Here is an 11,896-nt window from a genome sequence, read left to right as displayed (position 1 = left end):
GCCTCTGCCTTGACTTCAGAGTATTTATAACTTAACGAGTACCCGGCCTTTACTTGTTAAAACCGTAGTAAAATAAACCTTAATACTCTCAAATGATTTATTTAATTGCGCCAGAATACTGCAGGTAATGGTTTGATTACCTGAATTTATATGGATTTCAGACACCTCAATAGAATCCAGACGTGGTTCATAACGAAGAATGGTTTCCTGGATGTGATTTCTCAGCTCCTCTTGATAAGCAAACGAATAATCTTCAACAAGAGCTGTTAATTCAGATAATCCATAATCTTTATCAATTTTTACGCTGCCCTGCCTCGTTGATAAGATTTTTTCAATATGACTGCGAATCGACTCAATTAATACTGAGGAATCCAATTTTGTTGATAAAGGAGAACCATGACGAGCATAACGACGGATTCGCTCGGTCAGACGTTCCTCATGCATCAACCAACCCTCATCAATTTAGTCAGGTTCCAGCCAAACTCTTGATTATTTTTCTTATCCATCACTTTATAAACTGTAGGACGCATATCCACAATAAACAAAGGCCCCGCAGGATGCGAATAGGCATAGTCTATTTCCAATACCTTGGCATCTTCTAAAGTGATTTCAACCGCCACTTCAACCTCACCTTGAGCCCCAGAACGAAGACAATGAATCACCGCAGAATTTATATTTTCCCCAGTAAAAATGCTTTGTGTGTGAGGCACAACCCCTGCCTGATCCCATAACCCGGTCAAACGGAAGTATTTACAATCTGGAACGCCAATTAATTGATCCTGTGCATCAAAGGCTCTTGTTACTCGTTGTTTAAAATCCAGCAGGGATACCCATCCTTCATATCCTTTTACCGTACTGCTTCCTTTCACCAAACCTGATGCCTGGGTTGTAATCTTTGCCATCAATTTATACTGGGTACGGGCAATATCGCCATCTGGAAGCATAGGCAATATAGTTGGGTGGTTTCCTTCATTTTCTTTTGAAGCCACTTTTATTCTCCTTTAGTAAGATCTAGACTGCCAGTTAATTGTAATGTGATATAAGCCCCCATAAATTTGAAATGAGGCCGAACAATTAATACGCACTTATACCACCCTGGCTCACCCGGAACATTCTCGACAGAAACTTTGGCATACCTTAAAGGTTTTTTTGCTCTGACTTCAGGAACTGGGTTATCCATATCAACCACATAGGAATTAATCCAGGTGTTCAATTCACGCTCTATGTCATCGCGCTCTTTGGCCAGACCAATTTTTTCACGTTGCATCACTTTCAAATAATGAGCAAGTCTGCAAATAATAAACATGTAAGGGAATTGGGTTCCCAATTTATAATTGGTTTGAGCTTCCTTTCCTTCTGGAGTATCTGGAAAATGCTTTGATTTTTGGATTGAATTAGCTGAGAAGAACGCTGCATTATCTGAGCCTTTTCGCATGGTGAGAGGAATAAATCCTTGTTCGGATAGCTCGTATTCACGTCGTTCTGAAATTAACAATTCAGTGGGAATTTTAGTTTGAATATCATTCAACGCATCAAAAAAATAAGAGGGTAAATTTTCAACTGCACCGCCTCCTTGTGGGCCAATAATATTGACGCACCAACGATATCTGGCAAAGCTCTCGGATAAACAGCCAGCAAAGGCAAAAGCACTATTACCCCATAAAAAGGCATTCTCACTTGAGCTAACATCTTCCTCATAATTGAATGACCGCACACCATAAGTATTTTCACCATAAGGCATACGCAGCATAAAACGAGGCAAGACTAAACCAATATATCGCGCATCTTCGGATTCACGTAAGCTATGCCAGGAAATATAAACAGGGCTTTCAAAGATCGCTTCAATGTCATTCAAATGGGGCATATCTGTCAACGATTTGATGTTGAAAAACTCAGGACCCGCTGCGGCAATAAAGGGTACATGAGCCATGGCGCAAACAGCAGCTATATTACGAAGCAAGGTCACATCTTTATAACTTGGTCCAAAAGTATAATTGGCAATGATACTGCCATAGGGTCGGCCCCCAAATTGTCCGTATTCAGTAGTATATACTTGCTTGAATAAGCCTGACTTGGGAATTTCAGGAGCATCAATAAAGTCGTCAAAAAGTTCTTCTTTTGATACATTGATGAACTCAACCAAGCTATTTTCGCGAAAGTCAGTTTTATCCACTAAATATTTCAGACTTCGCCATGCCGATTCGAGCTTTTGAAATTCCGGACAATGAAGAATCTCATCCATCTGTGCAGATAACTGCCTGTCCAGACGTGCAATAATGTCATCTACTAAAGAAGGGGTCACCGTTTCTTCAGTGCGTTTACTTTCGACAATATTATCTATAAATGCAATAAGACCCTTTTGGGTCAGGCCAAATTGCTCCTCATCGTTAGTGAGATTGGTTCCGGCAAATAGCTTTTTAGCATGTGGGGTTTCAACCGTCTTCTTTGCATCAGCCATGGGAGTCTCCTTGATTCCGCGATTCTATCCTATTTATTCTGTTTATTTTTTTTCTTTCATTTCTTTAATCAGCTCTTCGCGTGCCGTGGAGTCTTTAACAATAGCGTCCAATCTGCGTCGAAACTCTGGAATATTTCCTAACGGCCCCTTAAGAGACTTTAAGGCTTCCCTTACTTCAAACAATTTCTGTAATTGCGGAACCTGATGCAAGATCCCGTCAGGATCAAAATCTCTCATTGTTTCAAATTTCAAATCAACACTCATCGTCTCATCTTTATTTTTACTTAGACGATTAGGTATACGAATAGATAATTTAATATTGTGTTCTTTTAATACCTGATTAAAATTATCTTTATTGACGTTAACTGTTTGACGTTTTTCTAAAGGAATATTAGTTGGAGCGTTGAAGAACTCTCCAAGTACCAGCTGGCGTAAAGGAAGCTCAATCTCCTCCTCAACTCCGTCGATCAGTGCTTTATAGACAATATTAATCCGTTCTTTTGGCGCAACAGATTGTTCCTTGTTAGTCATTTTTATATTCCTTATAAACAGGTTGTGCACTACAAATATAATTTATAAATCCTGTAATAGTAACAAGCTAGCATAAATTTTTATAATTATGAAATTAATTGTTCTCTCTTGATCATAGTAAAAAAGAAAAATGGCGTCTAATTTTCTTATATACCCTCTTCGGCCTCCTTTCGCGCCTCTGCCAAAGTGCTTTGAAGTTCAGAGCCTCCTTCCTCATTATTAAAATGGAGGGGAAGTTCAAGCCCCGGATGTAATATGTGGTATTCATCTGCTTTTATTATAAGAGATCCTGCTTTGGTCATTACAGGTTCAAACAGGATTTTATTCGCGTTAGACAGTACTTCACTGGTGGCGTCGCTTACTGATACCCATGCCGCGTTTGCGGCCGCTTTTACTATGGCCATGCTGCCGCTGGCAGCAACGAGTTCGGCTTCACCAATTACATTAGCTATTTCTGCAGCTGCAATTGCTTCATCCGCCACTCCAGGCCCCAGTTCTACCAGATTCCCCGCAGCGACGACACCGGCGATATTCACATTGCCCGGAGCAACATTCATACTCATAGTAGACATAGTGATACTGGGCGAGGTAATTTCAAGAGTTGGTGCATCAATAGTAATTCCAGCCTCAGTGATGATAATTGCCGAAGTGCCTACTTTGAGTGAAATGGATGTTTCAGCCTCCTGCAAAATAACCGGGGCTGTTTTCAAACTCGTTGATTTATCTTCGTCATAGCGCCAGCCGCTGGTTAAATTGACTTGAAAACCGGATGTAGCAGTGATCGAGGCCCCCATCCTAGACATGAAATCCAATCCCGAAACAGATACGGAGTGAGCCCCCAAATAAGAGTAATAAGCAGCTTGCTTACAGGCAAAATCAGAAATACCCCAAACCTCTTTAGTCTCATTGCCATCAATACTAAGTACTCTATTATCCGATATATTGGTAATACGACTTTTCCCAATACGCTCATACACATTGCCGTCTGTAGTAAGAAAATAACCTGCGTCTAATTGGGACTTAAATATATCATCCGTACCCAAGGTTAACATAGTATTTTTGTTAGGTGTTGAACATTGAATGCCTTGAGTTTCACCTTCCTGTTCGTTCATAAAAAACATATTGTGTTCTTTGGTATACAGCCCCATATAATTTTGATTTTGAGAGGTCAGAACACTACGATGCGTCGAGTTATTAACTGAACCGACTATAATGGGTAGATCGGGATTACCAAATTGGAAGCCGATTAAAACCTCATCCCCTTTACGAAGGGGCAAAGCAAAGGAATAGCGATCGCCAAGATAGGACTCCATTTTTCGCACCCACCCCGACCCTTTTCCTGGTTTATCCTCACTAATGGCTATGCGGAATTTATACAATCCTTTTTTATTAATTTGTACCTGATTATCATCACCCTCATGATCGATAAAACCCGGTAACATCCCGGGAATACGAGGAATGTTATTCTGGATAGGGCGCCTGTAGGCTGTTGATTTATTAATTGCCCGATATTCGCATTTAAAGTGGTCCGCAGGGGAATGTTCCTCTCCTGAATGAAGGGATGCATAAGAGTTTTTTTGCGAGCCGCTGTAAGTACTTTCAATAATGAGCATGGAGGTATTTAGCGAGGATATTTTAAAATTTTTGTGATTAATTATGGTTCCCGGAATGATGAGCGAACCAGAAGAAATACCGCTTAAAATTTCCTTTTTACACTTATAACTCTCACTAATGTATTTTGCGAGCTGCTGATTCTCTTTGCTACTTTTAATATTTTCAGCCCAAAACATGACGTCCCCGTGGCCGGTTTCATCAATTTTCATTTTAGAGGTATAGGGTTTTGAAGATTGTTCATAATAATAGGACTTTACTATGACTTGCTTGGGGAGGGTCTCCGTAGTCAACTCAAAATTATAAACCAAATTTGCAGTAGAACTAGACTCACTGCCCATTTTATAAGACTGATAATAAATCTCATTGATATCCTGATTGTTTTTCAGAGTTGAATTGTTATCAGTAATTACCAGTTTTTCGCCATTTTCATCCTGACTAAAATAGTAAAACAAGCCTTCAAATTCCATCCAGCGCGTAATAAAATTCCAATCTATCTCATTGTATTGAAAAATAAACTCTTTAGGTTTGTGCTCGGTTATTAAATCCAATTCTACTTGAGTAATTCCATTATCATTTAATTTTTTTTTAATAACCTGAGGAACGGACTTATCAAGGAACACCTCAGTCTTTCGGATGTGTTGCAGGCGATGAACTTTTGGCATCAGCAGAATTTTGTATCGATGATAATCATCAAAATCATCAAGCTGCGCAAAGGATACGACCTCTCCATTCAATGGAGTAGTGCCCCCTCCTTTTTTAGCAAAAATTAATTGCGCTTTTTGATTAATGACTTGCGATGCCGAGATGGACGTTTTACTCACAAACTCAATATTAAAGTGATATAACTCAGAAATAGCTTGCTTACCCTTAAATTCCAATACAATTATTTGTGATTTGTCTACTCCTGAAACCTGCAGCTTGGGCATCAATATCTGAGTTTTCATTAAGACTCCTGTTGCCTTGAAATTTTTTTGAAGGGGAAGTGCTTGAATATAAATTAATAATAATCAAGACAATAACGAAAGACTCTTGTTTCTGTCAAGGAAGTTTATCCCCATGTCCTAAGTCATTAGACGATAATAATCGAGGCAAGCAGATACGATTGACATCAATTTCAACATGTATCATATTGCCAACAACTGTGTAAGTTAATTGGCAGCATTAGGACTATTCTTCAAAGATGAAGATATTTAGAGATAAAACCCACTCGGTCATCACGTTTAACTACCACCATCAAGGCCAATCTCAATTAGCCATTACCATCATGACGATGTTCTCTTTTGCAAAAAAAGAGGAATTCTTAAGCTATGCTGAGTTTTGGCGGGTTGCTAAAAAGAACTTTGACTCTAATCAAGGGGACTTTATTGACTTATACATGCCCAAAAAAAGGGCGGAATTTTTTGTCAAAGGTTCCTGTTACAGTTACGACGGCACAACCAGTCAAAGTATGGTCAAAGTGACCCTTGATGGCATGCAAAAACAACTGAATGTCTATGGAGACCGGGTTTGGTCAGAAGTTGGCTCAGGCTATCAATTATCCCGCCCCAGTTGTTTTAGCAACATCCCCATTACTTTAAATAAGGCTTATGGGGGGAAAACACATGCTATCAATCCAGACGGGCAGGGATTTACAGCAAGCGGTATCTTCAGCGAATTAAAAGTACCTAACATTGAATTACCAACGCAGCTGATGAGACAACCCACAGATGTCCCTCCTCCCGCTTTATTGTTACCCCATTCGCCTACCTGCAAGTATCAACTCGATAAATTGGGAACTTTTGACAATGATTGGCTCTTAAATGAAAGCCCTTATTATCCAGCAGATATTAATTGGCTTTATTTTAACCTTGCCGAAAGTGATCAGCAAAGAGAACACTATTTTAATGGCGATGAAGGATTTTCCTGTACCAACATGCATCCTGTCAAACCCATTATCCAGGGCCAGCTTCCTGGTATACGGGTGCGCTGTTTTTTTAAACGCGTTACCAGTACTGAGAGTCTGAACGAGTTAGCTTTGAACTTGGATACTGTATGGTTACTTCCAGAGGAAGAAAAAGGAATTCTTATCTGGCATGGCCTAATCGATACCCAAGACATCAGCGCAAAAGACATTGATTTTATCTATAGCGTGAGTGAACCTCTAGCGGAAACAAAAAAAGACTTAACCTATTACATTAAAATGCGCACTCCCCCAGAAAACAAGGTTGAGGAGAGCAGGAAAAAAGAAGAGGCAATCAAAGCAGAAGCTGCGTTCAAAACTAAAGCGGGAACAGAAACAAATACTGGAACAAAGATAAATATCGATACCATGTTTCATGACATTGTGAAATCTTTTCACCCGACTCAAGATCCTGAACAGCTCGAAGCACAAAAACAATTCAAAGGAAAAACGCCAGAGGAAACATTGCTGGACGTAGCGAAACATTATGAAAAGCACAATCAAGCGATGCCCTCACCCAGTGGTCTTAACGTGTTGGCCAATGAATCTTATCCACCTAAAAATACACCCCCTAATCATCTGCCACAATTGGATTTTCTTAAAGAACAAATTATCAATGGCTCTCACTCTGAATCCGAAAAATCCACGAAATTAAATAAATTAGATCAACTGAAACAAAAATTAGATCAGTTGGATCAAGAAAGCCGTCGATATCAGTTTCGTAAAAGAGCAGCGGAACCTTCAAAATTTTCACGAGAAGACATTTTAAATGGTTATCAACAGGGGAAACATTTTGCCAATGAGAATTTGGCGGGACTCGATCTATCCGATTTAGACTTATCGGGAATAAATCTGTCAGGCTGCAATTTAAGTGAGTGCAATTTATCTCGTACCCGATTAAACCATGCCGATTTATCAACGGCCACATTTATTCATACCAATTTATCAGAAACCCTGTTGGAGCAGGCCAATTTATCCAATGCCTTAATAAAAAACTCATCATTAAATCAAACTGATTTTAAAGAATGTCATGCCCATTACGTGGTATTTGATGGATGCTCCGGCAGTCAATGTAATTTTTCAAAAACCTTTTTAAACTACGCCCAAATTAAAAACTGTCAATTGATTGAAAGCGTGTTTATGGCACTCAAAGCTAATTTTCTTAACATTAGCGAAAGTACCTTCGACTCGTGTAATTTCTCTGATGCCAGATTGCAATTTGCCACTGTGCTTCATGGGAGTTGGAGTAATATAAATTGGGCAAAAGCCGATTTATCCCACACCCGCTTTGACTCCACCCGATTATCCGTCATAACGGGTAACAACCTAGTCGCACCTAATCTTTCCCTAAACCAATGTATTCTTGATCATTTAACGGTGTCTGATAGCAATTTTGACCGATTAAGCTGTAAAGGAGCTAATCTTGCTGATTGTACTTTTAACAACTGCTCCCTGCCCGGTTTAAATCTCCTCAATGCCAATGTAACCGAAAGCAAGTTTATCAAATGCAGGATAATAAAATTGCGCGGCAATGAGCAGACCAATATATCAGCCACCCATTTTGAGTCTTGTAATCTGAGCAATTTAGCGCTATTGGGCGGCCATTATAAACAAATAACGATTAACCATTCTGAAATGGAGGCCTCTCAGATTATTAATTGCACCTGGAGCCAATCCATTTTCAGTCAATGCAACGCTAAAAAACTCCGCTTTGTCACCTGCAAAATAGACTCCTGCCTCTTTCAGGATATCAATTTTTTCCAAGGAATTTTTTACGGAACTGCTTTTAAAAACAACGAATTTAATCATTGTAATTTATACAGTATCCCCTTCACAAACTGCCTGAGGGAGAATGAAAAAATAATAGATTGCCTGACGAAAAACATTGCGCTAAATCAGGAAGAAACATCATGAATGTTGAAGAGTTAATCACAAAACTGTCACGCAGAGAGCAAATTAAGCAGGTTTGCCTGGAGTCCATCACCATTGAAAATGTGCAATTTTTGCGTGCTGCGTTTTTAGAAGTCGAATTTAAAAACGTTGTCTTCAAAAATGTCACCTTAACAGCCAGTGTTTTTGAACAATGTCGCTTGGATCAAGTGACTTTTGAATCATGCACCATGCGGTTATGCACGTTCATTTCCAACACGATAACTCAATTAATAAGCCATAAGACCAATTGGACTGCTGCTGTTTTAAATTCTAATAAAGGAACCATCCAAATCCACGCGACAGAGTCGAGTTTCTCAAACAGCAAATTACTGGGTCATGATCTTAAAAAAAGTGAGTTCAGAAACTGCAATCTTACTCGAGTGAATCTGTCCAAATGTGATTTATCAGACAGCCTCTTTATTAATAGTAATATGGAAAAAATAACCGCAAAAAACAGCACTTTTTTTTCTGTGTTCTTTGAAAAGGTTAACTTGACCGCTGCGAATTTTGACTCCAGCGAATTCCGTAACATTCAATTTACCCATTGTAACCTGCACAGAAGTTTATTTATTCAGACAAAAATTCAAGACGTCGATTTTTCTGTAGCAGCAGAAATAAAACACATTAATTTATTCAAAGCCATAATAAAACAAAGCACGTTTAAAGGCATGGATTTCTCTCCAGCGGTTCTTCAGAACACCCACCTAGACAGCATTGATTTTTCTCATTGTCATTTAGCGCAATCTAATTTTAGCCAGTCAAAAATAATAAATTGTCTTTTTGATTTTGCAAATTTAACCCAGGCATTATTTGAAGAGTCGGAAATAAATAAAAGCTCACTAATTAAAACAAACCTGAGTTATGCAAAATTCAATAACAGTTATTTAACCGATTGCAATTTTACCCATGCCTTATTAAATCTCGCTTCGCTGCATCACGTGACTGAAGTTCGAGTCAACTGGGATCAGGTCGATCTTGATAAGGCATTGAAAACAAATATAGAATTATTGCAAGCGGAACAATGGTCATACAAAGAAGGAGTACATGATGCTTGAGCCGGACGTTACCATGACATCGAATAAAGGAGAGTTGTTAAAAGGGAAAATCAAGTTCATTTCTGACCATCATTATCACCTTATTTTTCAAGGTCAACTGATAAAAGCACAACTGGCTTTTTCCTGTTTGCTCACCCCCATAGTGGATGATGAAGTATTACTCTTTAAAGAAGTAAATGATTATTATATTTTATCGATTATTCACCGCCATAAAACAGCGGAGCTCTCTATTAAATTAGGCCAAAATGTTAGTCTGGTGAGTGAAAATAATTGTTTAAAAGTGAATGCTCAGACTATCCGACTGATAGCCGATGATACCATTCATTCAGATGCCCCCTCCCACCATATTGATGGAGAACAAGGGATCTTTGCAATAAAAAATGCTCAATTTAGCGGCGATGAATTAAAGTTCTCATATCAATCACTGCAAATGATATGTCACCGCATACAAACCTTTAGCGATACAATTAATACTCAGGCAATACGTGTCTATCAATGGATAGAAGAATTAGAACATCAATTGCTCGGACGCTTAAGAACGATAGTAAAACATCATTACCGCATAGACTGCGATGAAATTGAAATTTATGCAGAAGGTGATGCCAAGATTGCCGCAAAACAAATTCAACTGGGGTAAATAACGATGACCATGGCATGCATGACCGGTGGGGAGGTATTAACTCCTGGACCTATTGATATTTGTAAGATGCCCCCTCGAGGAGTGCCGAATCCTTTTATGAATATTGGGACCTGGTTGATGTGTGTAGACTTTGTTGTCGATGTATTAATCAATTCATCCCCCAGTTGTAATACAGGAACTATTATTCCCGAATCCAATGGAGATCAGGCCGGTACTATGGGGGGAGTTATCTCCGGAACCTTCATGCTTTTAGTCACCCCCTTAACCGGTGCATTTAATGTTCTGTTAAATGGCTTGCCTGCTAATAATCTGGGGATGACGGTTACTTTATCAAATGATACCAATACCATGGGCATCTATTCGATCCCATCGCAAACCGATGTGATCGCTCTTTAAACGGAACAATCATCTTACTGACAAACCCCAGACTTTACCCAATATTTATAATTGTTGCCCGGGTGAAGACTCATAGCCATGCTTAGAAGTTTTAGTCACACCTCTCCTCAGCCCTCCTGCTATTAAAAACGTCATTCAGAGTAAAACGAAGGAGCTTCAAAATGTGGATCATGCCTAACGATTATTGATCGATTATTATATATTACGTATAATATTGCACCTAACTATATTGAGATTAAGCTATGACACAAGAGAAGATAGATTATAGTATAAAAGATTTAGCTCCAGATACTAAGGCTGAAATTTCCAACTATATAAACGAGGAACCATCGCGCAGCAGTTTTGCTTTGAGTAGTCGCATGTTTGGCCTTGGTGAAATTCAAGATAACCGCATAAAAACTAAATTGGTACAATACATGGCGACAGGTAAGCTTGAGATGTTGGTCAAGCTACTGGCTATACGTCCTGATTTACGCTCCGCTATTCAGCCTTTGGTACAACATGCACTCTTTAAATTGGCCGGATTTGGTGAACAAGACAAGATGAAGCTTATATTAGAAAGCTATCCTGAATTTTTTTATACCTACGCCCCATTAAAAGACATTTCTAATGTTTGCCCCGCTATTAATAAAGGAGACTGCAAGGGCATCACCGTATTTCAACATGCAGTATGGGCAGGTGATGTGTTCTACATGTGCAACATGATGCTTGATTGTCTTCCCGAAAACGAAGAAGGGGAAAAGATAAGAGCCGAATTGCAGCGCCAATACAAAGAGCTGATGGAGCACGGGGTTGTTTATGAAGTAGATGGTAAGCTACATTTTGAAAAACAGTTTAGCGTGCAATCGCTTATGGGCGGATTAAGTCAGTATGTTACAAACTATGAAAGCTGGGCATGGAAAGAACGGGAGTTTCATTGGTGCAAGGATGTAGGACTTCTCCAAAATCTCTTGACCGCTCATTTTCGTCATCATTATTGCGACCCGGAAGAATCGTTTTGGAATAACCCCAACTTTACCAAGGCAAAGCTAACACGCACCCTGGTGTTTAATGACGTAGCTAAAAATGAAAAACAAGTGTGGGATGACACGGTAGTTGACTTGGGTTCGAAATGTGCTATTTCTAGTGGGCCCCTCGGTGGTGCGGGGAACAAGTTCGTGGGGAGCTCGGTCGCGGAGCACGATTTACGAGCGTTAACTACCCTTCATAACGTAAGAACAAATATCGACCTTCCCGATCTTGTAAAGCGCTTGAACAGCCCGATTCAAAGCCAAAAGGAAGATTATAGACCGCCTGCGTGATTTCTTAGCCATGTGGAGCAGCCCTGCCGC

General features: G+C 39.5%; 10 protein-coding genes. 5 read left to right on the top strand and 5 right to left on the bottom strand.

The window, feature by feature from the left end; translation table 11 throughout:
- Positions 1 to 24: 24 nt before the first annotated feature.
- The 5 genes from tssE to LOX96_RS12460 form a co-directional block, all read right to left on the bottom strand.
- A complete protein-coding gene (gene tssE / locus LOX96_RS12480; protein ID WP_250422756.1) occupies positions 25 to 444 on the bottom strand; it encodes a type VI secretion system baseplate subunit TssE in 420 nt (139 codons plus the stop codon).
- Complete coding sequence (locus tag LOX96_RS12475; RefSeq protein WP_250422759.1) at positions 444 to 989, bottom strand: type VI secretion system tube protein Hcp; 546 nt, start codon at positions 987 to 989, stop codon at positions 444 to 446. Before LOX96_RS12475 ends, tssE begins: the two co-directional genes overlap by 1 nt.
- Before the next feature lie 2 nt (positions 990 to 991).
- Positions 992 to 2,458, bottom strand: a complete 1,467-nt coding sequence (tssC, locus tag LOX96_RS12470; protein WP_250422761.1) for a type VI secretion system contractile sheath large subunit — start codon at positions 2,456 to 2,458, stop codon at positions 992 to 994.
- A gap of 42 nt (positions 2,459 to 2,500) precedes the next feature.
- On the bottom strand, positions 2,501 to 2,989 hold the full coding sequence (tssB, locus tag LOX96_RS12465) for a type VI secretion system contractile sheath small subunit (protein ID WP_250422763.1): 489 nt from the start codon (positions 2,987 to 2,989) through the stop codon (positions 2,501 to 2,503).
- Between the two features lie 146 nt (positions 2,990 to 3,135).
- Positions 3,136 to 5,547 carry a type VI secretion system Vgr family protein gene (locus LOX96_RS12460; RefSeq protein WP_250422765.1) on the bottom strand — a complete coding sequence of 804 codons (2,412 nt, stop codon included), beginning with the start codon at positions 5,545 to 5,547 and terminating at the stop codon, positions 3,136 to 3,138.
- A 236-nt stretch (positions 5,548 to 5,783) separates the two neighbouring features.
- On the opposite strand from LOX96_RS12460, the gene LOX96_RS12455 reads away from it, so the two are divergent.
- From LOX96_RS12455 to LOX96_RS12435, 5 genes are all read left to right on the top strand, one after another.
- Positions 5,784 to 8,456 (top strand): DUF2169 family type VI secretion system accessory protein, encoded by a 2,673-nt coding sequence (locus tag LOX96_RS12455; protein ID WP_250422767.1) that lies wholly within the window; start codon positions 5,784 to 5,786, stop codon positions 8,454 to 8,456.
- A complete protein-coding gene (locus LOX96_RS12450) occupies positions 8,453 to 9,529 on the top strand; it encodes a pentapeptide repeat-containing protein (protein ID WP_250422770.1) in 1,077 nt (358 codons plus the stop codon). Before LOX96_RS12455 ends, LOX96_RS12450 begins: the two co-directional genes overlap by 4 nt.
- On the top strand, positions 9,519 to 10,166 hold the full coding sequence (locus LOX96_RS12445; protein ID WP_250422772.1) for a DUF3540 domain-containing protein: 648 nt from the start codon (positions 9,519 to 9,521) through the stop codon (positions 10,164 to 10,166). Before LOX96_RS12450 ends, LOX96_RS12445 begins: the two co-directional genes overlap by 11 nt.
- A gap of 6 nt (positions 10,167 to 10,172) precedes the next feature.
- Positions 10,173 to 10,565, top strand: a complete 393-nt coding sequence (locus tag LOX96_RS12440) for a PAAR-like domain-containing protein (RefSeq protein ID WP_250422774.1) — start codon at positions 10,173 to 10,175, stop codon at positions 10,563 to 10,565.
- 242 nt (positions 10,566 to 10,807) lie between these two features.
- On the top strand, positions 10,808 to 11,866 hold the full coding sequence (locus LOX96_RS12435) for a hypothetical protein (protein ID WP_250422776.1): 1,059 nt from the start codon (positions 10,808 to 10,810) through the stop codon (positions 11,864 to 11,866).
- Positions 11,867 to 11,896 lie beyond the last annotated feature (30 nt).

It is taken from the genome of Legionella maioricensis (genome assembly GCF_023618015.1).
Classification (GTDB): domain Bacteria; phylum Pseudomonadota; class Gammaproteobacteria; order Legionellales; family Legionellaceae; genus Legionella; species Legionella maioricensis.
This window is presented reverse-complemented; position numbering and strand designations above follow the sequence as displayed.

Bases quoted from the DNA above. Each gene is read 5' to 3' on its own strand.
- tssE (WP_250422756.1), bottom strand. From the start codon at position 444: ATGCATGAGGAACGTCTGACCGAGCGAATCCGTCGTTATGCTCGTCAT.
- tssC (WP_250422761.1), bottom strand. From the start codon at position 2,458: ATGGCTGATGCAAAGAAGACGGTTGAAACCCCACATGCTAAAAAGCTA.
- tssB (WP_250422763.1), bottom strand. From the start codon at position 2,989: ATGACTAACAAGGAACAATCTGTTGCGCCAAAAGAACGGATTAATATT.
- LOX96_RS12460 (WP_250422765.1), bottom strand. From the start codon at position 5,547: ATGAAAACTCAGATATTGATGCCCAAGCTGCAGGTTTCAGGAGTAGAC.
- LOX96_RS12455 (WP_250422767.1), top strand. From the start codon at position 5,784: ATGAAGATATTTAGAGATAAAACCCACTCGGTCATCACGTTTAACTAC.
- LOX96_RS12450 (WP_250422770.1), top strand. From the start codon at position 8,453: ATGAATGTTGAAGAGTTAATCACAAAACTGTCACGCAGAGAGCAAATT.
- LOX96_RS12445 (WP_250422772.1), top strand. From the start codon at position 9,519: ATGATGCTTGAGCCGGACGTTACCATGACATCGAATAAAGGAGAGTTG.
- LOX96_RS12440 (WP_250422774.1), top strand. From the start codon at position 10,173: ATGACCATGGCATGCATGACCGGTGGGGAGGTATTAACTCCTGGACCT.
- LOX96_RS12435 (WP_250422776.1), top strand. From the start codon at position 10,808: ATGACACAAGAGAAGATAGATTATAGTATAAAAGATTTAGCTCCAGAT.